Raw genomic sequence first — 21452 nt, 5'->3', positions numbered from 1 at the left:
TTCCCCCCACCCATGGAAGGAACGCCATGGCACCAAGCACCATGAGCAGGATCACCAGGCTCCTGCTGGCGCCCGCCCTCGCGCTCGGCGCGACGGCCGGCCTCGCCTCCGCCCCCGCGCACGCCGCCGTCTGGAACTCCTGCGACCAGTGGGGCAACACCAGCCTGAACGGCTACACGCTCTACAACAACATCTGGGGCTCCGGCGCCGGCGCCCAGTGCGTCTGGGCCAACTCCGGCACCAACTGGGGCGTGTGGGCCGACCACCCCGACACGGGCGGCATCAAGTCCTACCCGAACTCCAAGAAGGTGATCAACAAGCCGATCACCTCCATCGGCTCGCTCACCAGCAGGTACAGCGTCACCGTCCCGTCCTCGGGCGCGTACAACACCTCGTACGACATCTGGGACACGGACTACGACTACGAGATCATGCTGTGGGTCAACCACAACGGCGCGGTGGGCCCACTCGGCACCTCCCAGGGCACGGTGAGCCTCGGCGGCCACACCTGGAACGTCTACAAGGGCGACAACGGCGCCAACGAGGTCTTCTCGTTCCTGCGCACCTCGGACTCGAACTCCGGCACCGTCGACATCCTCCCGGTCCTGAAGTGGATCAAGGACACCAAGGGCTGGATGGGCAACGAGACCATCGGGGACGTGCAGTTCGGCTTCGAGATCACCTCGTCCTCCGGCGGCCTGGACTTCCGCACCGACAACCTGACGGTCAGCAGCGGCTGATCCCCCGCACGGCACGGCGAGGGGCCGGTCCCGGGACCGGCCCCTTCGCCCACGCCGTCACCGGTGGCCGCGCCCGGCCCGCCCGCGGACAGGGCGGTGCCCGTCCGCGGGCGGGGAAACGCGGAGGGAAGCGGGGCTACCGGGCCGGCGCCGGGCCCGAACTCGCCCGCACCGTCAGCTCGGGCGCGAGCAGCGCGACCTCGTCGCCGCCCCGCCCGTCGAGCTTGGCGACCAGCTGGTCCACGGCGCGCCGGCCCATCTCCTGCGCGGGGATGGCCACGGAGGTCAGCCGCACCGAGGCCTGTACGGCGACCTGTTCCGGGCAGATCGCGACCACCGAGACGTCCTCGGGCACGGCCCGCCCCTGCTGTCGCAGCAGGGCGAGCAGCGGTTCGACCGCCGACTCGTTCTGCACGACGAACCCGGTGGTGCCGGGGCGCTCGTCGAGGATCCGGGCGAGCGTCGCGGCCATCGCGTCGTACCCGCCCTCGCACGGCCGGTGCAGCAGCCGCAGCCCGAGCTCCCGCCCCCGGGAGCGGAGCCCGTCGAGGGTGCGCTCGGCGAAGCCGGTGTGCCGTTCGTAGACGGCGGGCGCCTCGCCGATGACGGCGACGTCACGGTGCCCGCGCGCCGCGAGGTGCTCCACGCACAGTGCGCCGGTGGCCCGGAAGTCGAGGTCGACGCAGGTCAGTCCGGTGGTGTCGGCGGGCAGCCCGATCAGCACGGCCGGCCGGTCGGTCTCCCGCAGCAGCGGCAGCCGCTCGTCGTCGAGTTCGACGTCCATCAGGATCATTCCGTCGGCCAGTCCGCTCCCGGCGACGCGGCGCACCGCGTCCGGGCCCTCCTCGCCGGTGAGCAGCAGCACGTCGTACCCGTGCGTGCGGGCCGCGGTGGCCACCGCGATGGCGATCTCCATCATCACCGGCACGTACATGTCGGTGCGCAGCGGGATCATCAGCGCGATGATGTTGGACCTGCTGCTGGCCAGGGCGCGGGCCCCGGCGTTCGGGTGGTACCCGAGCTCGTGGATGCTCCGCTCGACCCGCTGGCGGGTGGTGGCGGAGATGGACCGCTTGCCGCTGAGGACATAGCTCACCGTGCTCGCCGAGACTCCGGCGTGCTGGGCGACCTCGGCGAGGGTGACCATCCAGCTCTCCAAGTTTTGTGAAGCGCTTCGACAGTGCGCGGGAACTGCGGGGCGGGTGAGGGCAGTTCGACAGTAGCCCCAGTGGATGAGGGTGTCCAGAGGGTTGTCGAAGCGCTTCGACAGCTTTCTTCGGGGTTGTCGAGACCTCCCGTGGATTCTCCCTCACCGGCGGACGGCGCGAGGGCAGGACCGAACGGCGGCACGAAGGGTGGCGGGGCCGCTGCGAATCGGGTAAATACGATCGGGTAGCACCAGTCGGTAACGAAAGCCCCCAAGGTCACACCAAGTGATCGTTCCGGAGCCGTGCCCCATCCACCGATTCGCGGCGAGGTGAGCCTCATGTCCGCAGTACCCCAGTCCCCGTCCCGGCCCTCCGTCACCGAACGCGAGGCCCGCCAGGTCGCGGAGGCCGCCCGGGAACAGGACTGGCGCAAGCCCAGCTTCGCCAAGGAACTGTTCCTCGGCCGCTTCCGGCTCGACCTCATCCACCCCCACCCGCTCCCCGCCGACGAGGACGCCCGGCGTGGTGAGGCCTTCCTCGCCAAGCTCCGCGACTTCTGCGAGACGACGGTCGACAGCGCCCTGATCGAGCGCGAGGCACGCATCCCCGACGAGGTGATCACCGGGCTCAAGGAGCTCGGTGCCTTCGGCATGAAGATCGACGTCAAGTACGGCGGCCTCGGCCTGACCCAGGTGTACTACAACAAGGCCCTCGCCCTGGTCGGCTCCGCCAGCCCCGCCGTCGGCGCGCTGCTCTCCGCCCACCAGTCGATCGGCGTCCCGCAGCCGCTGAAGCTCTTCGGCACGCGGGAGCAGAAGGAGACGTTCCTGCCGCGCTGCGCCCGCACCGACATCTCGGCGTTCCTGCTCACCGAGCCCGACGTCGGCTCCGACCCGGCACGGCTCGCGACCACCGCCGTCCCGGACGGCGACTCCTACGTCCTCGACGGCGTGAAGCTGTGGACCACCAACGGCGTGGTCGCCGACCTCCTCGTCGTCATGGCGCGCGTACCGAGGTCCGAGGGCCACCGGGGCGGCATCACCGCGTTCGTCGTGGAGGCGGCGTCCGAGGGCGTCACCGTGGAGAACCGCAACGCCTTCATGGGCCTGCGCGGCCTGGAGAACGGCGTCACCCGCTTCCACCGGGTCCGCGTCCCCGCCGCCCACCGCATCGGCGAGGAGGGCCAGGGCCTGAAGATCGCGCTCACCACGCTCAACACCGGGCGCCTGTCCCTGCCCGCGATGTGCGTGGGCTCCGGCAAGTGGTGCCTGAAGATCGCCCGCGAGTGGTCGGCGGCCCGTGAGCAGTGGGGCAAGCCGGTGGCCCTGCACGAGGCCGTCGGTTCCAAGATCGCGTTCATCGCGGCGACCACCTTCGCCCTGGAGGCGGTACTCGACCTGTCCTCCCAGATGGCGGACGAGGACCGCAACGACATCCGCATCGAGGCCGCCCTCGCCAAGCTGTACGGCTCGGAGATGGCCTGGCTGATGGCCGACGAACTGGTCCAGATCCGCGGCGGACGCGGCTTCGAGACCGCCGGGTCGCTCCGGGCGCGCGGCGAACGCGCGGTCCCCGCCGAGCAGATGCTGCGCGACCTGCGGATCAACCGCATCTTCGAGGGGTCCACGGAGATCATGCACCTGCTGATCGCCCGCGAGGCCGTCGACGCCCACCTGTCGGTCGCCGGCGATCTGATCGACCCCGACACGTCCCTCTCCGACAAGGCGAGGGCAGGCGCCAACGCGGGCGTCTTCTACGCCAAGTGGCTGCCGAAGCTGGTCGCCGGCCCCGGACAGCTCCCCGGCTCCTACGGCGAGTTCAGGCACGGCATCGACCTGTCCCCGCACCTGCGCTACGTCGAGCGCACCGCCCGCAAGCTGGCCCGTTCCACCTTCTACGCCATGTCCCGCTGGCAGGGGAGGATGGAGACCAAGCAGGGCTTCCTGGGCCGGATCGTCGACATCGGCGCCGAACTGTTCGCGATGAGCGCAGCCTGCGTCCGCGCGGAACTCCTGCGCGGACGCGGCGAGCACGGCCGCGAGGCGTACCAGCTCGCCGACGCCTTCTGCCGCCAGTCCCGCATCCGCGTCGACGAGCTCTTCGCCCGGCTGTGGACCAACACCGACGACCTCGACCGCAAGGTCGTCAGGGGTGTCCTCACCGGCACCTACGCATGGCTGGAACAGGGCATCGTCGACCCCTCGGACGACGGCCCCTGGATCGCGGACGCCACGCCGGGCCCGAGCACCCGCGTCGACGTGCACCGCCCGATCCGCTGACCCGCACCGACGTGAGGGGGCCGGCGCCCGGCCCCCTCCCCTCGCCCGGACGGGCACGCGCGGCCTGCCGGGGCGGGGCCCGGGCGGTGGGGGCGACCCGACACAATGGGTCCATGACCGACGCTCCAGCTCCCCTCGCCGATCCGCACCTGGTGTACGACCCCGTGGCGGGAGACGGCCCGAAGGACGTGGTGATCCTCGGCTCCACCGGGTCGATCGGCACCCAGGCCATCGACCTCGTGCTGCGCAACCCCGACCGCTTCCGGGTCACCGGCCTGTCCGCCCACGGCAGCCGGGTCGCCCTCCTCGCCGAGCAGGCCCACCGGCTCCGGGCGCGCACGGTCGCCGTCGCCCGCGAGGACGCCGTACCGGCGCTGCGCGAGGCGCTGTCCGCGCGCTACGGCGCGGGGGAGCCGCTGCCCGGGATCCTGGCCGGGAAGGACGCGGCCACCGAGCTCGCCGCTTCCGGCTGCCACACCGTCCTCAACGGCATCACCGGCTCCATCGGACTCGCCCCGACCCTCGCCGCCCTGGAGGCGGGCCGCACCCTCGCGCTCGCCAACAAGGAGTCGCTCATCGTCGGCGGCCCGCTGGTCAAGGCCCTCGCCGAGCCCGGTCAGATCATCCCGGTCGACTCCGAGCACGCCGCGCTCTTCCAGGCGCTGGCCGCCGGCACCCGCGCCGACGTCCGCAAACTCGTCGTCACCGCCTCCGGCGGTCCCTTCCGCGGCCGCACCAGGGAGCAGCTCGCCGACGTCACCGTCGCCGACGCCCTCGCCCACCCCACCTGGGCCATGGGCCCGGTCATCACCATCAACTCCGCGACCCTGGTCAACAAGGGCCTGGAGGTCATCGAGGCGCACCTGCTGTACGACATTCCCTTCGACCGCATCGAGGTCGTCGTGCACCCGCAGTCGTACGTCCACTCGATGGTCGAGTTCACGGACGGATCGACACTGGCCCAGGCGACGCCCCCCGACATGCGCGGGCCCATCGCCATCGGCCTCGGCTGGCCCGAACGGGTCCCCGACGCCGCCCCGGTCTTCGACTGGAGCAAGGCGTCCACCTGGGAGTTCTTCCCCCTCGACGACGAGGCGTTCCCCTCGGTGAACCTCGCCCGGCACGTGGGCGAGCTCGCGGGAACCGCCCCGGCGGTGTTCAATGCCGCGAACGAGGAGTGCGTCGAGGCGTTCCGCGCCGGAGCGCTGCCCTTCAACGGCATCATGGAGACGGTCACCCGGGTGGTCGAGGAGCACGGCACCCCGGCGACGGGAACCTCACTGACCGTGTCGGACGTCCTCGAAGCGGAGACCTGGGCCCGCGCGCGGGCCCGGGAACTGTCAGTCCGGACGGCGAGCGCGGAGGCGCGTGCATGACGACCCTGATGTTCATCCTCGGCATAGTCGTCTTCGCGGCCGGCCTGCTGTTCTCCATCGCCTGGCACGAGCTGGGCCACCTGTCCACCGCCAAGATGTTCGGCATCCGCGTGCCCCAGTACATGGTCGGATTCGGGCCGACCCTGTGGTCGCGGCACAAGGGCGAGACCGAGTACGGCGTCAAGGCGATCCCGTTCGGCGGCTACATCCGCATGATCGGCATGTTCCCGCCCGGCCCCGACGGCCGGCTGGAGGCCCGCTCCACCTCGCCGTGGCGCGGCATGATCGAGGACGCCCGCTCGGCCGCGTTCGAGGAGCTCGGGCCCGGCGACGAGAACCGCCTGTTCTACACGCGCAAGCCGTGGAAACGGGTCGTCGTGATGTTCGCGGGCCCGTTCATGAACCTGATCCTCGCGGTGGTGCTGTTCCTCATCGTGCTGATGGGCTTCGGCATCCAGCAGCAGACCACCACCGTCAGCTCCGTCTCGTCCTGCGTCATCTCCCAGAGCGAGAACCGCGACGAGTGCAGGAAGTCCGACCCCCGGTCCCCGGCCGAGGCCGCCGGCATGAGGGCCGGCGACAGGATCGTCGCCTTCGACGGCGTCCGGACCGACGACTGGGGCACCCTCTCCGACCTCATCCGCGACAGCGCCGGCCGGGCCGTGCCGATCGTCGTCGACCGCGACGGCCGGGAGGTCACCCTCCAGGCGGAGATCGCCACCAACCTGGTCGCGAAGAAGGACGGCAACGGCGCCTACGTCGAGGGCGAGTACGTCAAGGCCGGCTTCCTCGGCTTCAGCGCGGCCACCGGCGTCGTGAGACAGGACCTCGGCGAGTCGGCGGTCTGGATGACCGACCGGGTCGGCGACGCCGTGGACTCCCTCGCCGCCCTGCCGTCCAAGATCCCCGCCCTGTGGGACGCGGCCTTCGGCGACGGCCCGCGCGAACCCGACTCCCCGATGGGCGTCGTCGGCGCGGCCCGGGTCGGCGGCGAGATCGCCACCCTCGACATCCCGGCCTCGCAGCAGCTGGCCATGTTCGTGATGCTGCTCGCGGGCTTCAACCTCTCCCTGTTCCTGTTCAACATGCTCCCGCTGCTGCCGCTCGACGGCGGACACATCGCGGGCGCGCTGTGGGAGTCGCTGCGCCGCAACACCGCCAAGGTGCTGCGCCGCCCCGACCCCGGCCCGTTCGACGTGGCGAAACTGATGCCGGTGGCCTACGTGGTGGCCGGGATCTTCGTCTGCTTCACGATCCTCGTCCTGATCGCGGACGTGGTGAACCCGGTGCGGATCTCCTAGTGCCGCGCCGGCCGGGGTCCGCCCCGTCGCGACGCCCGGCACGCACTCCCACCGCACCGGACGCGAGCCCGGGTGCGTCCGGTACGAGGACCTCCGGCCGGCACGCCGGGAGCACGCACCGGACGCCGCTCCCCGAAGGGCGGACCCCGGCCGGCGCGGCACCGGCCGCGACCGCGGCACCCGCCGTTCACGACGGTCCGGAACACTCCGCGTTCCGGACCGTCGCCGTTCGGGCGCGTTCACCTGCGGGATGTGCCCCGGCGACGGCCAGTGCCGTAATCTCGGAGCCCGGAGCCCGCTGCTCACGGGGAGCCGGACCTTGATCCACGACTTGGGGTTGCACAGCAGATGACTGCGATTTCTCTCGGCATGCCGTCCGTTCCGACCAGGCTCGCCGAGCGCCGGAAGAGCCGGCGGATCCAGGTCGGGTCCGTGGCGGTGGGCGGGGACGCCCCGGTGTCGGTGCAGTCGATGACGACCACGCGCACGTCCGACATCGGTGCGACCCTGCAGCAGATCGCCGAGCTGACCGCGTCCGGCTGCCAGATCGTGCGGGTGGCCTGTCCGACGCAGGACGACGCGGACGCGCTGGCGACCATCGCCCGCAAGTCGCAGATCCCGGTGATCGCGGACATCCACTTCCAGCCGAAGTACGTGTTCGCGGCGATTGAGGCGGGCTGCGCGGCGGTCCGGGTGAACCCGGGCAACATCAAGAAGTTCGACGACCAGGTCAGGGAGATCGCCAAGGCGGCCGGCGAACACGGCACCCCGATCCGTATCGGGGTGAACGCGGGGTCGCTGGACCGGCGGCTGCTGCAGAAGTACGGCAAGGCGACCCCGGAGGCGCTGGTGGAGTCCGCGCTGTGGGAGGCGTCCCTCTTCGAGGAGCACGGCTTCCGGGACATCAAGATCTCCGTCAAGCACAACGACCCGGTCGTGATGATCGAGGCCTACCGCCAGCTCGCCGAGCAGTGCGACTACCCGCTCCACCTGGGTGTGACCGAGGCCGGCCCGGCGTTCCAGGGCACGATCAAGTCGGCGGTCGCCTTCGGCGCGCTGCTCTCCCAGGGCATCGGCGACACCATCCGGGTCTCGCTGTCGGCCCCGCCGGTGGAGGAGGTCAAGGTCGGCAACCAGATCCTGGAGTCCCTGAACCTCAAGCAGCGGGGCCTGGAGATCGTCTCCTGCCCGTCCTGCGGGCGCGCGCAGGTGGACGTCTACAAGCTCGCCGAGGAGGTCACGGCGGGCCTGACCGGCATGGAGGTCCCGCTGCGCGTCGCGGTCATGGGCTGTGTGGTGAACGGGCCGGGAGAGGCCCGGGAGGCCGACCTGGGGGTCGCCTCCGGCAACGGCAAGGGCCAGATCTTCGTGAAGGGCGAGGTCATCAAGACCGTGCCCGAGTCGAAGATCGTGGAGACGCTGATCGAGGAGGCGATGAAGATCGCCGAGGAGATGGAGAAGGACGGCGTGGCCTCCGGCGAGCCGCAGGTCTCGATCGCCGGCTGAGACGCCGGCCGGATCCACCCGGCCCGTCCCCCGCCGGTGGACGAGGCCCGCTCCGGGGCAGGAGGGGACCGGGGGCGGCAGCCCCCGGATTCCGCGGGTACAGTGCGGAAATCAGCAGACCCCAGTGTGTGAGGCCCCCGCGCGTGTTGACGCAGACCACATCCCGGGTCCTCGAACCGAGCGACCTGGACGCCGCACTCGCCGTACTCGACCGCGAGCCGGTCGCGAACGCCTTCGTGACCGCCCGGGTCCAGATCGCCGGCCTGGACCCCTGGCGGCTCGGCGGCGAGATGTGGGGCTGGTACGAGGGGGGCGTACTGACCTCCCTGTGCTACGCCGGCGCCAACCTCGTGCCCCTCTGCGCCACCCCCCGCGCCGTCCGCGCCTTCGCCGACCGCGCCCGCCGCGCAGGCCGCCGCTGCTCCTCCATCGTCGGCCCCGCCGGTCCCACCGCCGAGCTGTGGCGGCTGCTCGAACCCCAGTGGGGCCCGGCCCGCGACGTCCGCACCCGCCAGCCGCTCATGGTCGCCGACCGCATGCCCGACACCGTCGCCCCCGACCCGTCCGTGCGCCGCGTCCGCAGGGACGAGCTGGAGACGATCATGCCGGCGTGCGTGGCGATGTTCACCGAGGAGGTCGGCGTCTCCCCGCTGGCCGGCGACGGCGGCCTGCTCTACCAGGCCAGGGTCGCCGAACTCGTCGGCGCCGGCCGCTCCTTCGCCCGCTTCGACCCCGACGGCAAGGTCGTCTTCAAGGCCGAGATCGGTGCCGCGACCGACCGCGCCTGCCAGATCCAGGGCGTCTGGGTGGCCCCCGAGCACCGGGGCAGGGGCGTCGCCGCCCCCGGCATGGCGTCCGTCCTGCGCTACGCCCTGACGGACATCGCCCCCGTCGCGAGCCTCTACGTCAACGACTTCAACACCCCGGCCCGCAGGACGTACGAAAGGGTCGGCTTCCAGGAGGTCGGCGCCTTCATGAGCGTGCTCTTCTGACGGGCGCGGCCTGTAGTCTCCCCAGCATGCTGCGCTTTCCGGGCCACGGCCGTCACCAGCCCGACGACATCGTGATCGGCCCGCTCGACCTTCCCGGCCACGTCGACGAGGCGCTGGCGGTCCAGGCGGTGGCGTTCGGACTCGACCCCGACGAGGTGGCCGTACGCCGGCAGATCGTGCTGCGCCACATGACCTTCCCGGGCGCCCGGGCCCTCGGCGCCACCACCCGGGGCCGGCTGGCCGGCTTCGTCTACGGCATGCCCAACGACCGCTCCCACTGGTGGTCCACCGTCGTGGAACCCCGTCTGCGTGCGCAGGGCCACGAGGACTGGCTCGACGACTCGTTCGTCATCACCGAACTGCACGTCCACCCCCGGTACCAGAAGCACGGCATCGGCCGCGCGCTGATCACCACGATCACCGACGGCGCCGACCAGCCCCGCTCGATCCTCTCCGCGATCGACATCGAGAGCCCCGCCCGCCGCCTGTACCGGTCGCTCGGCTACCGGGACCTCGCCCGCCAGGTCCACTTCCCCAGCGCCGTCAAGCCGTACGCCGTCATGGGCGCCCCGCTGCCCCTCCTTCGCGAATGACGGACAATCGATTACCGCCGCCCCCTCCGGCCCGGCTAACCTCCTGTCATCACCCTCCTCCACTCCCGGCCGCGCTCGGGCGGGGGGACCCCCATCAGCAGGAGTACGACAACCATGGCGAACGCACCGGTCCAGCGCATGTCCCAGTTGATGGCGAAGACGCTGCGCGACGACCCGGCGGATGCCGAGGTCCTCAGCCACAAGCTGCTGGTCCGCGCCGGTTACGTGCGCCGCACCGCCGCCGGCATCTGGACCTGGCTGCCCCTCGGCAAGAAGGTCCTCGCCAACGTCGAGCGCATCGTCCGCGAGGAGATGGACGCCATCGGCGCCCAGGAGGTGCTGCTCCCCGCACTGCTGCCGCGTGAGCCCTACGACGCGACCGGCCGCTGGGAGGAGTACGGCCCCGAGCTGTTCCGCCTGCAGGACCGCAGGGGCGGGGACTACCTCCTCGGCCCCACCCACGAGGAGATCTTCACCCTGATGGTGAAGGACCAGGTGTCCTCCTACAAGGACCTGCCGGTCACCCTCTACCAGATCCAGAGCAAGTACCGCGACGAGGCCCGCCCCCGGGCCGGCGTCCTGCGCGGCCGCGAGTTCCTGATGAAGGACTCCTACTCCTTCGACCTGGAGGACGAGGGCCTCGCCCGGTCCTACGCCCTGCACCGCGCGGCCTACCAGAAGATCTTCGAGCGCCTCGGCCTCGACTACCGCATCTGCGCGGCCACCGCCGGCGCCATGGGCGGCTCCAAGTCCGAGGAGTTCCTCGCGCCCGCCGAAGCCGGCGAGGACACCTTCGCGGACTGCCCCCACTGCGACTTCGCCGCCAACACCGAGGCGGTCGCCTACGAGCTGCGGCCGGTCGACGCCTCCGGCGTCCCGGCCGCCGAGGACATCCCCACCCCGGACACCCCGACCATCGAGACCCTCGCCGCCCAGCTCGGCGTGGAGGCCTCGGCCACACTGAAGAACCTGCTGGTCAAGGTCGACGGCGAGATCGTCGCCGTGGGCGTCCCCGGCGACCGCGAGGTCGACATGGACAAGGTCGAGGCGCACTTCGCCCCGGCCACGGTCGAGATGGTCACCGAGACGGACTTCGCCGCCCGCCCCGACCTGGTCCGCGGCTACGTCGGCCCGCAGGGCCGGGACAAGGTGAAGTACGTCGCCGACCCGCGCGTCGCGCCGGGCACGGCCTGGATCACGGGCGCCAACCGGGCCGACACGCACGCGCGGAACGTGGTCGCGGGCCGCGACTTCGAGGTCGACGCCTACGTGGACGTCGTCGTGGTGCAGGAGGGCGACCCCTGCCCCCGGTGCGGCACCGGCCTCAAGCTGGACCGCGCCATCGAGATCGGCCACATCTTCCAGCTGGGCCGCAAGTACGCCGACGCCCTCAAGCTCGACGTCCTCGGCCAGAACGGCAAGCCCGTCCGCGTCACCATGGGTTCCTACGGCATCGGCGTCTCCCGCGCGGTGGCCTCCCTCGCCGAGCAGACCGCCGACGACAAGGGCCTGTGCTGGCCCGCGGAGGTCGCCCCGGCCGACGTCCACGTGGTCGCCGCCGGCAAGGCCCTGCAGACCGAGCTCGCCCTCGACGTCTCCGAGAAGCTGTCCGCCGCCGGCCTCCGCGTCCTGGTCGACGACCGGGCCGGCGTCTCCCCGGGCGTGAAGTTCACCGACTCGGAGCTGATCGGCGTCCCGCACATCCTGGTCGTCGGCCGCCGCGCGGCCGACGGCATCGTGGAGGTCAAGGACCGCCGCACCGGCGAGCGCGAGGAACTCACCGTCGACGAGGCGGTCGCCCGCCTCACCGCCTGACCCCACCGAGCCCGTGCGGTGCCCCGCTCCCGCACGGGCTCGCCCGGCCGTCGTGCGAGGGGGCGTGCCCGGGCGCCCCGGTCCGCGTCCGCCCGCGCGTGCCCGGGTCCCGCACGCGCCGGAGCCCGCGCACCGGCACCGAACAGGACCGTCTCCTCCCGGCGACCCGATCCGCACGACCGGCCCCTGGCGCCGCGTCAGCCAGGGGTTGCCCCGGCTGACGCGGCACTAGAACCAGCTCGCGAACTCCAGGAGCAGTTCCGCGTCGCGCTCGCGGCCGACGCGCCGGGCGCGTACGCCCGACTCCACCGCGCGGAACAGGGTCCATCCGGCCAGGCGTTCCCGGTCGACCTCCAGGGACTCCGCGAGGCGTCTCACCCGGCGGCGGGTCGTCGTCGCGCCGGAGGGCTGGGCGATGAGGTCCTCCACCCGGTCGCGGACCAGCCGGGCCAGGTCGAAGGCGCACTCGCCGACCACCGGATCCGGCCCCACCGCCAGCCACGGCGTCCGGTCCCCGGCGAGCACCTTGCTCTGCCGGAACGTGCCGTGCAGCAGCTTGTGCTCCGGCGGCGCGGCCACCAGCTCCTCGCGCGCGGTGAGCGCCGCCTCCACCAGCGGCGCGACCTCCGGATCGGCCGCCGCACCCGCCCGCATCGCCAGGGCCTGCCGGCCGGTCCGCTCGGCCACCGTCTCGAAGACGTGCCCGTCCTGCCCGTGCGGCGGAGCCACCCAGAGCCGGCGCAGCGTCCCCGCCGCCTCCAGCAGCGCCTTCGCCTCCGGCAGCGACCGCACCGACACGTCCGGGTGCAACCGCTCCAGCAGCAGCACACCCTCGGTCCCGGAGGCGGGCGGCTCCAGCAACCGGACCGCTCCCCGCCCGTCCCAGTGGGCCAGCGCGGCCCGCTCGCCCTCCGGGCGCGCCCGGCGCGGCGCCAGCTTCAGCACGGCGGGCGCGCCGTCCGCCGTGCGCACCAGGACGACCAGGCTGCTGCGCCCGCCGGGCACCTGGACCCGCTCCACCGTCAACTCGCGTTGTGCGACGGCCCCGCGCGCCACCTCCGGCAGCCGCTCCAGCCAGGCGTCGCCCCCGGGCGCCGTCTCGGCGAGCGCCCTCACCAGCCGCTGCGGCGGGTCGAAAACCATGCGCGAGTCGCTTCCTTCCTGCTGTACGCGGTGCCCGCCGCCCCGTCACGCCGTCGGCGCCGGGGTCCCCGAAGCCGTACCGCCCCGCTCGGCGAGCCCAGGGAAGGCTACGCTCCCGCCGCTCCAGCGCACCGACCGCACCGCCGCCTCCCGCATCGCCTCGGCGGCTCCCCGGCGCCCTTCCCCCGTGCTGTCGCGCACCAGATCGGCGTACACCCCGGTCACCCGGTCCTCCAGCTCCGCCGCCAGCCGCACCGCCGAGGCCGCGTCCGGCACCGGGAACGGCAGCGCGTACCCCGCGGCGGCGGCGACGGGCTCGCCGCCCGCGTCCCGCACCGCGCGCACCAGCGCGTCCCTGCGCGCCCGGTGCGCGTCGTACGCCGTGCGTGCCTCGGTGCGCCGCTCCCGGCCGATCCGCCCGCCGACGACCCCGTAGCCGTACACCGCCGCGTGCTCCGCCGCCAGGGCCGCCTGCAGGGCCCGCAGTTCCCGGTCCTCCGCCTCGTTCACCGTCCCGCCTCCGTCAGCAGATACGCGTGCGCCGCCCCGGCCGCCGCCACCGAGGCCAGCAGCCGGGCCAGCTCGCCCGGCGCGTCCAGCAGCGCCTCCGCGCGCCGGCTGGCGATCTCCCGCTCGGCGGCGGCGAGTTCGGCGAGGGCGTCCTTCTCCCGCGCGGGCACGGCGGCCGCCGGGGAGGCCGGGGGCGAAGCCGATCCGGTGGGCGACGGCGAGGCGGAGCCGGAGGGCGACGCCACCGGCGCGCCGCCGAACGCCTTTTCGTGCCGTACGACCTCCGCGCGCAGCGGACGCAGCCGCTCCGCCAGTTTCGGATGCGCGGCGACGACCGCGTCGTACCGCTCGGCCAGCGCCCTGCTGTCCCGGGCCGCACGCGCGCGTGCCCGGTCGGCGGCGGAGGGCCGGCTGCCGCCGGTGCCGGAGCCGCCGGACCCGGCGGAGCAGCCCGCAGCCAGCAGGACCGCCGGGGCGACGGTGAGCAGACTCCTTCTGCGCGGCCCCGAACGGGCGCGCGGAGACGAGGGGAACGGCACGGCAGACGTCCTCGGGGGCTCGTACGAACGGGGCGACGAAGGCAAGGGGCCGCTGGCCCGTGATCACGGTACCCGGGCGCCCGCCCGGCAGCGGTCAGCGGCACCCTCCGTGACCGGGTGGACGGCAACACCCTCCGCGACCGGATACCCTTTGAGCAGACACGCGCCCCATCCCACAACAGCACACGCGGCCGAGGAGTCACCCGGATGAGCACCACCCAGAGCGAGAGGCTTCGAGAACTTCTGGAACCGCTCGTCAGCTCCCAGGGGTTGGACCTCGAGGAGATCGCCGTGGACTCGGTCGGCCGCAAGCGTGTGCTGAGCGTCGTCGTCGACTCCGACACCGGTGCGGACCTGGACCGGATCGCCGATGTGAGCCGCGCGCTCTCGGCGAAGCTCGACGAGACGGACGCGATGGGCGGCGGGGAGTACACCCTGGAAGTCGGAACCCCGGGCGCGGAGCGCCTCCTCACCGAGCACCGGCACTACGTGCGCGCCACCGGCCGTCTGGTGCGGTTCCAGCTCGCCGAGGGCGGCGAACTGGTCGCGAGGATCCTTGAGGTGGACGACGAAGGCCTCGACGTCGAGGTGCCCGGAGTGAAGGGCCGCAAGGCCACCGCGCGCAGACTCGCCTTCGACGGCATCACCCGGGCGCGCGTCCAGGTCGAGTTCAACCGCAAGGACGACGCGTCCGGCAACAAGAACGACAAGAACGACAAGAAGGAAGAGGAGGCGTAGCCGTGGACATCGACATGAGCGCCCTGCGGGGCTTGGTACGGGAGAAGGAGATCTCCTTCGACCTGCTGGTCGGGGCGATCGAATCGGCCCTCCTCATCGCCTACCACCGCACCGAGGGAAGCCGCCGCCACGCGCGCGTGAAGCTCGACCGGGAGACCGGACATGTGACCGTGTGGGCGAAGGAGGACCCCGAGGACATCGAGGAGGGCCAGGAGGCCCGCGAGTTCGACGACACCCCGTCCGGCTTCGGCCGTATCGCCGCCACCACGGCCAAGCAGGTCATCCTGCAGCGCCTGCGCGACGCCGAGGACGACGCGACGCTCGGCGAGTACGCCGGGCGTGAGGGCGACATCGTCACCGGTGTGGTCCAGCAGGGCCGCGACCCGAAGAACGTGCTGGTCGACATCGGCAAGCTGGAGGCCATCCTGCCGGTGCAGGAGCAGGTGCCCGGCGAGACCTACCCGCACGGCATGCGGCTGCGCAGCTACGTCGTCCGGGTCGCCAAGGGCGTGCGCGGTCCGTCCGTCACCCTGTCGCGCACGCACCCCAACCTGGTGAAGAAGCTGTTCGCCCTGGAGGTGCCGGAGATCGCCGACGGCTCGGTGGAGATCTCCGCGATCGCCCGTGAGGCCGGTCACCGCTCGAAGATCGCGGTCCGGTCCACCCGCTCCGGTCTGAACGCCAAGGGCGCCTGCATCGGCCCCATGGGCGGCCGGGTGCGCAGCGTCATGGGCGAGCTGAACGGTGAGAAGATCGACATCGTGGACTGGTCCGACGACCCGGCCGAGATGGTGGCGAACGCGCTGTCGCCGGCCCGGGTCTCCAAGGTGGAGATCGTCGACATGGCGGCCCGGTCCGCCCGGGTCATCGTGCCGGACTACCAGCTCTCCCTGGCGATCGGCAAGGAGGGGCAGAACGCCCGTCTCGCCGCCCGTCTGACCGGCTGGCGGATCGACATCCGGCCGGACACGGAGCAGACCGGGGAATAGATCCAAGCCGCGGGACGCTGACATCACGACAGCTTCGCTCGCGGCACTGTTCGATTCTCGCCCCGAAGGGGTGAGGTCGCTCCGGGGAGGTAGACTAGGGAGTGTCTGGCCGGACACGTGCTGGCGTATGCCCCGAGCGCACTTGCGTGGGGTGCCGGGAGCGAGCGGTCAAGAACGAGCTGCTGCGGATCGTGGCGATCGAGGACGCGTGCGTCCCGGATCCTCGCGGTACGCTGCCCGGCCGGGGTGCGTACGTGCACCCCGTCCCGGTCTGTCTCGACCAGGCAGTGCGCCGCAGGGCGTTTCCTCGGGCGCTACGCGTCCCGGGGCCGCTCGACGTAAAGGCGTTGCGCCACTACGTCGAGCGGGCACAAGGTTGCTGAGCAGTGGCTCTGAGCCGACTGGGCAGGCAACACGGTAAGAACATGCCGCACGGAACCCCTCGTGCGGTCTGGTACCTCGCGAGTCGAAAGCAGGTCGAGATTGCGATGAGCACTCGATGAGTACGCGATGAGTACGCCCATGAACTAGCGACGGTCCGGACGCAACCCGGACCTCAGAGGAGCGAAGTGGCTAAGGTCCGGGTCTACGAACTCGCCAAGGAGTTCGGTGTCGAGAGCAAGGTCGTCATGGCCAAGCTCCAGGAACTCGGTGAATTCGTCCGTTCGGCGTCTTCGACCATCGAAGCGCCCGTTGTACGCAAACTGACCGACGCCTTCCAGCAGGGCGGGGGCAACGGCAAGTCCGCCGCGAAGCCCGGTGCGCCCCGGAAGGCCGCCCCCAGGCCCGCCGCGCCTTCCCCGGCGCAGGCTGGGGGTCCCTCCCACGGCGTCAGGCCAGTGGGGGAGCGTCCGGCCGCACCCAAGCCGCCGGCCGCACCCAAGCCCGCCGCGGCCCAGCCGCCGGCGGCTCCGGCAGCGCCGGCAGCGCCGTCGGCTTCCTCGCCGGCGGCCTCCCGTCCGACGCCGGGCCCGCGCCCCGCGCCGCGTCCGGCTCCGGCGGCCCCGGAGTTCCAGGCCCCGCCGGCGGCTCCGCCCGCGGCGGCGGCCCCGGCCCCGTCCGGTCCGAAGCCCGGTGGCGCGCGTCCCGGTGCCCCCAGGCCCGGCGGCCGTTCCGGCGGCCCGGGTCAGGGCCAGGGTCAGGGCGGCCAGGGCCGTCCGGCCGGTCAGGGTCAGCGTCCCGGTGGCGGCGCTCCGCGTCCGGGCGCCCGCCCGGCCGGTCCGCGTCCCGGCAACAATCCCTTCACCTCCGGTGGCTCCACCGGAATGGCCCGTCCGCAGGCGCCGCGTCCGCAGGGCGCGCGTCCCGGTCCCGGTGCCCCCGGCGCCGGTCCCCGTCCGCAGACCCCCGGTGGTCAGGGCGGCGGCGGTCCGCGTCCGCAGGCTCCGGGCGGACAGCGCCCGACGCCGGGCTCGATGCCGCGTCCGCAGGGCGGCCCCCGTCCCGGCGGCGGCCCCGGCGGTCCGCGTCCCAACCCCGGCATGATGCCGCAGCGTCCCGCTGCCGGCCCGCGTCCCGGCCCCGGTGGCCGCGGTCCGGGCGGTGCGGGTCGTCCCGGCGGCGCCGGTGGCGGCGGTCGTCCCGGTGGCGGCGGCGGTTTCGCCGGCCGTCCGGCCGGTCCCGGCGGCGGTGCCGGTCGTCCCGGTGGTGGCGGCGGCGGTTTCGCCGGTCGTCCCGGCGGCGGTGGCGGCTTCGGCGGCGGCGGTGGCCGTCCCGGCTTCGGTGGCCGTCCCGGCGGTCCCGGTGGCCGCGGTGGCACGCAGGGCGCCTTCGGCCGTCCCGGTGGTCCCGCGCGTCGCGGCCGCAAGTCGAAGCGGCAGAGGCGCCAGGAGTACGAGGCCATGCAGGCCCCGTCGGTCGGCGGCGTGATGCTGCCTCGCGGCAACGGCGAGACCATTCGCCTGTCGCGCGGTGCGTCGCTCACCGACTTCGCGGAGAAGATCAACGCCAACCCGGCGTCGCTCGTCGCGGTCATGATGAACCTCGGCGAGATGGTCACCGCGACCCAGTCCGTCACCGACGAGACGCTCCACCTCCTCGCCGGCGAGATGAACTACAACGTTCAGATCGTCAGCCCGGAGGAGGAGGACCGCGAGCTGCTCGAGTCCTTCGACCTGGAGTTCGGCGAGGACGAGGGCTCCGACGAGGACCTGGTGGTCCGCCCGCCGGTGGTCACCGTCATGGGTCACGTCGACCACGGAAAGACCCGGCTGCTCGACGCCATCCGCAAGACGAACGTCATCGCGGGCGAGGCCGGCGGCATCACCCAGCACATCGGTGCCTACCAGGTCGCGACCGAGGTCAACGAAGAAGAGCGCAAGATCACCTTCATCGACACCCCGGGCCACGAGGCGTTCACCGCCATGCGTGCCCGTGGTGCGCGGTCGACCGACATCGCGATCCTGGTCGTCGCGGCCAACGACGGCGTCATGCCGCAGACGGTCGAGGCGCTCAACCACGCCAAGGCGGCCGACGTCCCGATCGTCGTCGCGGTCAACAAGATCGACGTCGAGGGCGCGGACCCGGTCAAGGTGCGCGGTCAGCTGACCGAGTACGGCCTGGTGGCCGAGGAGTACGGCGGCGACACGATGTTCGTCGACATCTCCGCCAAGCAGGGTCTGCACATCGACAGCCTCCTCGAGGCCGTCATCCTCACCGCCGACGCCTCGCTCGACCTGCGGGCCAACCCCACGCAGGACGCGCAGGGCATCTCGATCGAGTCCCGGCTCGACCGCGGCCGCGGTGCCGTGGCGACCGTCCTCGTCCAGCGAGGCACGCTGCGGGTCGGCGACACGATGGTGGTGGGCGACGCCTACGGCCGCGTGCGCGCCATGCTCGACGACAACGGCAACAACGTCGCCGAGGCGGGCCCGTCGACGCCGGTCCAGGTCCTGGGCCTGACCAACGTCCCGGGCGCGGGCGACAACTTCATCGTCGTCGACGAGGACCGTACGGCCCGTCAGATCGCCGAGAAGCGCGCCGCCCGCGAGCGCAACGCCGCGTTCGCCAAGCGCACGCGCCGCGTGTCGCTGGAGGACCTGGACAAGGTGCTCAAGGCCGGCGAGATCCAGCAGCTGAACCTGATCATCAAGGGTGACGCCTCCGGTTCGGTCGAGGCCCTCGAGTCCTCGCTGCTCCAGCTGGACGTCGGCGAAGAGGTCGACATCCGCGTCCTGCACCGCGGCGTCGGTGCGGTCACGGAGTCCGACATCGACCTGGCGATGGGCTCGGACGCCATCGTGATCGGCTTCAACGTGCGCGCCGCCGGGCGGGCACAGCAGATGGCCGAGCGCGAGGGCGTGGACGTCCGGTACTACTCGGTCATCTACCAGGCGATCGAGGAGATCGAGGCGGCCCTCAAGGGCATGCTCAAGCCGGAGTACGAGGAGGTCGAGCTCGGCACGGCGGAGATCCGCGAGGTCTTCAAGTCGTCCAAGCTGGGCAACATCGCGGGTGTGCTCATCCGCTCCGGCGAGGTCAAGCGCAACACCAAGGCGCGCCTCATCCGCGACGGCAAGGTCATCGCGGAGAGCCTCAACATCGAGGGTCTGCGTCGCTTCAAGGACGACGTCACCGAGATCCGCGAAGGCTTCGAGGGCGGTATCAACCTCGGAAACTTCAACGACATCAAGGTCGACGACGTCATCGCGACGTACGAGATGCGCGAGAAGCCGCGGGTGTAACACCCCACGGTGTGTGCCGGCCGGCGGGACAGCAGTCCCGCCGGCCGGCTCGTGCGTGCGGGGAGGGCGGCGCGGTCCGCCGGGCGCAATATCCGTCGATCGGTCCGCCTCCTTCGTTGTACGGTTCTGATGTCCCCGCCCACCACGGATGGCGGGGCCATCGATCCCGTGCCGGCGGGTGAACCGGTTGCACTCATGTATGTGGGGACGCTGTCCTTCGACCTCCTCCTCGGCGACGTACGGTCGCTGAAGGAGAAGCGCTCCGTCGTCCGCCCGATCGTCGCCGAACTCCAGCGCAAGTACGCGGTGAGCGCGGCCGAGGTGGATCACATGGACCTCCATCGCAGGGCCGTCGTCGGCCTGGCCGTGGTGTCCGGCGACGCGGGGCATCTGACCGACGTACTGGACCGGTGCGAGCGGCTGGTCGCCGGGCGCCCCGAGGTGGAACTGCTGTCCGTCAGGCGGCGCTTCCACGGCGAAGACGACTGACGACCACACCCCAGAGATACGCAGACAGGAAAGAACGGGAGACGGACCAGTGGCCGACAACGCGCGGGCGAAAAGGCTGGCGGACCTCATCCGAGAGGTGGTGGCCCAGAAACTGCAGCGCGGGATCAAGGACCCGCGGCTCGGCTCGCACGTCACCATCACGGACACCCGGGTCACGGGCGACCTCAGGGAGGCGACCGTCTTCTACACGGTGTACGGGGACGACGAGGAGCGGGCGGCCGCCGCGGCCGGTCTGGAGAGCGCCAAGGGCGTCCTGCGCTCCGAGGTGGGCCGGGCGGCGGGCGTGAAGTTCACGCCGACCCTGGCCTTCGTCATGGACGCGCTGCCGGACACGGCCCGCACCATCGAGGACCTCCTCGACAAGGCGCGCCAGTCCGACGCCAAGGTGCGCGAGGCGTCCGCAGGCGCCACGTACGCCGGCGGGGCCGACCCGTACCGCAAGCCGGACGACGACGAGACGGACGACACCGCCGAATGACCCAGAAGCCCACCACGCCCGACGGACTTGTCATCGTGGACAAGCCGTCGGGCTTCACTTCGCACGACGTGGTCGCCAAGATGCGCGGCATCGCGCGCACCCGGCGCGTCGGCCACGCCGGGACCCTCGACCCGATGGCGACGGGCGTCCTCGTCCTCGGCGTCGAGAGGGCGACCAAACTCCTCGGTCACCTGGCGCTGACCGAGAAGGAGTACCTGGGCACCGTCCGGCTCGGGCAGAACACGCTCACGGACGACGCGGAGGGGGAGATCACCTCCTCCACCGACGCCTCCCACGTCACCCGGGAGGCGATCGACGCCGGCGTCGCCGAGCTGACCGGCGCCATCATGCAGGTGCCGTCCAAGGTGAGCGCCATCAAGATCAACGGCGTGCGCTCCTACAAGCGCGCCCGGGACGGCGAGGAGTTCGACATCCCGGCCCGGCCGGTCACCGTCTCCTCGTTCTCCGTGTACGACGTCCGGGAAGCCGTCGCCGACGACGGCACGGCCGTGCTCGACCTGGTGGTCTCCGTCGTCTGCTCCTCCGGGACGTACATCCGCGCCCTCGCCCGCGACCTGGGCGCCGGCCTCGGCGTGGGCGGGCACCTCACCGCGCTGCGCCGCACCCGCGTCGGCCCCTACAAGCTGGACGCGGCCCGCACCCTCGACCAGCTCCAGGAGGAGCTGTCCGTGATGCCGGTCGCCGAGGCCGCCACCGCCGCGTTCCCGCGCTGGGACGTCGACGCCCACCGGGCCCGGCTCCTCCTCAACGGCGTGCGGCTGGAGATGCCCGAGGCGTACGCGGGCTCCGGAGCCGTCGCCGTCTTCGGGCCCGAGGGCCGGTTCCTGGCCCTCGTCGAGGAACACCGCGGCAAGGCCAGGAGCCTGGCCGTCTTCAGCTGACGGCACCGGCGGGCCCGTCCGTGGAGCGGCGTCACGGGGATGGACGTGCCGCCGCTCCACGGTCCCCCCTCGGTTCCCCCACCCCTAGGGTTATCCATCCACCCCGCTCCGTTCACCCGTAAGCGCGGGCGCTCGGAGTGAAGCGGGGGAGCGGAAGGGGGCGCGTTCGCCGAGCGGTCTGTCCCGCTGATCATCCCGGCCGTACTGTCG

Annotated in this window: 19 protein-coding genes; 15 read left to right on the top strand and 4 right to left on the bottom strand. The window is 72.3% G+C overall.

Annotated elements, in window-relative coordinates; all coding sequences use genetic code 11:
• Positions 1–26 precede the first annotated feature (26 nt).
• On the top strand, positions 27–740 hold the full coding sequence (locus ACF07S_RS19975) for a hypothetical protein (RefSeq protein ID WP_391965518.1): 714 nt from the start codon (positions 27–29) through the stop codon (positions 738–740).
• A gap of 136 nt (positions 741–876) precedes the next feature.
• Here ACF07S_RS19975 and ACF07S_RS19970 read toward each other — a convergent pair whose 3' ends face one another.
• Positions 877–1887: a LacI family DNA-binding transcriptional regulator gene (locus ACF07S_RS19970; protein ID WP_391965519.1), complete on the bottom strand. Its 1011-nt coding sequence runs from the start codon at positions 1885–1887 to the stop codon at positions 877–879.
• 339 nt (positions 1888–2226) lie between these two features.
• Here ACF07S_RS19970 and ACF07S_RS19965 point away from each other — a divergent pair, with 339 nt between their 5' ends.
• The 7 genes from ACF07S_RS19965 (at position 2227) to ACF07S_RS19935 (ending at position 11750) form a co-directional block, all read left to right on the top strand.
• A complete protein-coding gene (locus tag ACF07S_RS19965; protein ID WP_391974695.1) occupies positions 2227–4167 on the top strand; it encodes an acyl-CoA dehydrogenase family protein in 1941 nt (646 codons plus the stop codon).
• A 113-nt stretch (positions 4168–4280) separates the two neighbouring features.
• A complete protein-coding gene (dxr, locus tag ACF07S_RS19960) occupies positions 4281–5543 on the top strand; it encodes a 1-deoxy-D-xylulose-5-phosphate reductoisomerase (RefSeq protein ID WP_391974694.1) in 1263 nt (420 codons plus the stop codon).
• Between the two features lie 8 nt (positions 5544–5551).
• Positions 5552–6844, top strand: a complete 1293-nt coding sequence (locus ACF07S_RS19955) for a M50 family metallopeptidase (RefSeq protein WP_391965577.1) — start codon at positions 5552–5554, stop codon at positions 6842–6844.
• A gap of 348 nt (positions 6845–7192) precedes the next feature.
• Positions 7193–8350 carry a flavodoxin-dependent (E)-4-hydroxy-3-methylbut-2-enyl-diphosphate synthase gene (gene ispG / locus ACF07S_RS19950; RefSeq protein WP_391965522.1) on the top strand — a complete coding sequence of 386 codons (1158 nt, stop codon included), beginning with the start codon at positions 7193–7195 and terminating at the stop codon, positions 8348–8350.
• Positions 8351–8493: 143 nt separating this feature from the next.
• Positions 8494–9342 (top strand): GNAT family N-acetyltransferase, encoded by an 849-nt coding sequence (locus ACF07S_RS19945; protein WP_391965523.1) that lies wholly within the window; start codon positions 8494–8496, stop codon positions 9340–9342.
• 26 nt (positions 9343–9368) lie between these two features.
• Positions 9369–9935: a GNAT family N-acetyltransferase gene (locus tag ACF07S_RS19940; RefSeq protein ID WP_391974693.1), complete on the top strand. Its 567-nt coding sequence runs from the start codon at positions 9369–9371 to the stop codon at positions 9933–9935.
• A 114-nt stretch (positions 9936–10049) separates the two neighbouring features.
• On the top strand, positions 10050–11750 hold the full coding sequence (locus ACF07S_RS19935) for a proline--tRNA ligase (RefSeq protein WP_391974692.1): 1701 nt from the start codon (positions 10050–10052) through the stop codon (positions 11748–11750).
• A 228-nt stretch (positions 11751–11978) separates the two neighbouring features.
• On the opposite strand, the gene ACF07S_RS19930 is transcribed toward ACF07S_RS19935, so the two are convergent.
• Genes ACF07S_RS19930 through ACF07S_RS19920 form a run of 3 tightly spaced genes read right to left on the bottom strand, consistent with a single transcriptional unit; the run spans position 11979 to position 13942 of the window.
• Positions 11979–12893, bottom strand: a complete 915-nt coding sequence (locus tag ACF07S_RS19930; RefSeq protein ID WP_391974691.1) for an aminoglycoside phosphotransferase family protein — start codon at positions 12891–12893, stop codon at positions 11979–11981.
• Between the two features lie 45 nt (positions 12894–12938).
• The gene (locus ACF07S_RS19925) at positions 12939–13403 is read right to left on the bottom strand and encodes a ferritin-like domain-containing protein (RefSeq protein WP_391965527.1); all 465 of its coding nucleotides are present in this window, start codon (positions 13401–13403) and stop codon (positions 12939–12941) included.
• A complete protein-coding gene (locus ACF07S_RS19920) occupies positions 13400–13942 on the bottom strand; it encodes a hypothetical protein (protein WP_391974690.1) in 543 nt (180 codons plus the stop codon). Before ACF07S_RS19920 ends, ACF07S_RS19925 begins: the two co-directional genes overlap by 4 nt.
• Before the next feature lie 207 nt (positions 13943–14149).
• Here ACF07S_RS19920 and rimP point away from each other — a divergent pair, with 207 nt between their 5' ends.
• The 7 genes from rimP to truB all read left to right on the top strand — a co-directional run bounded on the left by rimP (position 14150) and on the right by truB (position 21242).
• Positions 14150–14680: a ribosome maturation factor RimP gene (rimP, locus tag ACF07S_RS19915; RefSeq protein ID WP_391965529.1), complete on the top strand. Its 531-nt coding sequence runs from the start codon at positions 14150–14152 to the stop codon at positions 14678–14680.
• Positions 14681–14682: 2 nt separating this feature from the next.
• Entirely contained in the window at positions 14683–15669 is a 987-nt protein-coding gene (nusA, locus tag ACF07S_RS19910; protein ID WP_391965530.1) for a transcription termination factor NusA, read from the top strand.
• Positions 15670–15770: 101 nt separating this feature from the next.
• The gene (locus tag ACF07S_RS19905; RefSeq protein WP_391965531.1) at positions 15771–16052 is read left to right on the top strand and encodes a YlxR family protein; all 282 of its coding nucleotides are present in this window, start codon (positions 15771–15773) and stop codon (positions 16050–16052) included.
• 186 nt (positions 16053–16238) lie between these two features.
• Entirely contained in the window at positions 16239–19352 is a 3114-nt protein-coding gene (infB, locus tag ACF07S_RS19900) for a translation initiation factor IF-2 (protein ID WP_391965532.1), read from the top strand.
• A 195-nt stretch (positions 19353–19547) separates the two neighbouring features.
• Positions 19548–19841 carry a DUF503 domain-containing protein gene (locus tag ACF07S_RS19895; protein ID WP_391965533.1) on the top strand — a complete coding sequence of 98 codons (294 nt, stop codon included), beginning with the start codon at positions 19548–19550 and terminating at the stop codon, positions 19839–19841.
• A gap of 49 nt (positions 19842–19890) precedes the next feature.
• Positions 19891–20340, top strand: a complete 450-nt coding sequence (rbfA, locus tag ACF07S_RS19890; RefSeq protein WP_391965534.1) for a 30S ribosome-binding factor RbfA — start codon at positions 19891–19893, stop codon at positions 20338–20340.
• The gene (gene truB, locus ACF07S_RS19885; protein ID WP_391974689.1) at positions 20337–21242 is read left to right on the top strand and encodes a tRNA pseudouridine(55) synthase TruB; all 906 of its coding nucleotides are present in this window, start codon (positions 20337–20339) and stop codon (positions 21240–21242) included. The genes rbfA and truB overlap by 4 nt, the downstream gene beginning before the upstream one ends.
• The last annotated feature ends 210 nt before the right edge of the window (positions 21243–21452 follow it).

The organism is Streptomyces sp. NPDC016640 (assembly GCF_043076215.1).
Classification (GTDB): Bacteria; Actinomycetota; Actinomycetes; order Streptomycetales; family Streptomycetaceae; genus Streptomyces.
This window is presented reverse-complemented; position numbering and strand designations above follow the sequence as displayed.

Excerpts from the sequence above, each read along its gene's own strand:
- ACF07S_RS19975 (WP_391965518.1), top strand. The coding sequence starts at position 27 with ATGGCACCAAGCACCATGAGCAGGATCACCAGGCTCCTGCTGGCGCCC.
- ACF07S_RS19970 (WP_391965519.1), bottom strand. The coding sequence starts at position 1,887 with ATGGTCACCCTCGCCGAGGTCGCCCAGCACGCCGGAGTCTCGGCGAGC.
- ACF07S_RS19965 (WP_391974695.1), top strand. The coding sequence starts at position 2,227 with ATGTCCGCAGTACCCCAGTCCCCGTCCCGGCCCTCCGTCACCGAACGC.
- dxr (WP_391974694.1), top strand. The coding sequence starts at position 4,281 with ATGACCGACGCTCCAGCTCCCCTCGCCGATCCGCACCTGGTGTACGAC.
- ACF07S_RS19955 (WP_391965577.1), top strand. The coding sequence starts at position 5,552 with ATGTTCATCCTCGGCATAGTCGTCTTCGCGGCCGGCCTGCTGTTCTCC.
- ispG (WP_391965522.1), top strand. The coding sequence starts at position 7,193 with ATGACTGCGATTTCTCTCGGCATGCCGTCCGTTCCGACCAGGCTCGCC.
- ACF07S_RS19940 (WP_391974693.1), top strand. The coding sequence starts at position 9,369 with ATGCTGCGCTTTCCGGGCCACGGCCGTCACCAGCCCGACGACATCGTG.
- ACF07S_RS19935 (WP_391974692.1), top strand. The coding sequence starts at position 10,050 with ATGGCGAACGCACCGGTCCAGCGCATGTCCCAGTTGATGGCGAAGACG.
- ACF07S_RS19930 (WP_391974691.1), bottom strand. The coding sequence starts at position 12,893 with ATGGTTTTCGACCCGCCGCAGCGGCTGGTGAGGGCGCTCGCCGAGACG.
- rimP (WP_391965529.1), top strand. The coding sequence starts at position 14,150 with ATGAGCACCACCCAGAGCGAGAGGCTTCGAGAACTTCTGGAACCGCTC.
- ACF07S_RS19895 (WP_391965533.1), top strand. The coding sequence starts at position 19,548 with ATGTATGTGGGGACGCTGTCCTTCGACCTCCTCCTCGGCGACGTACGG.
- truB (WP_391974689.1), top strand. The coding sequence starts at position 20,337 with ATGACCCAGAAGCCCACCACGCCCGACGGACTTGTCATCGTGGACAAG.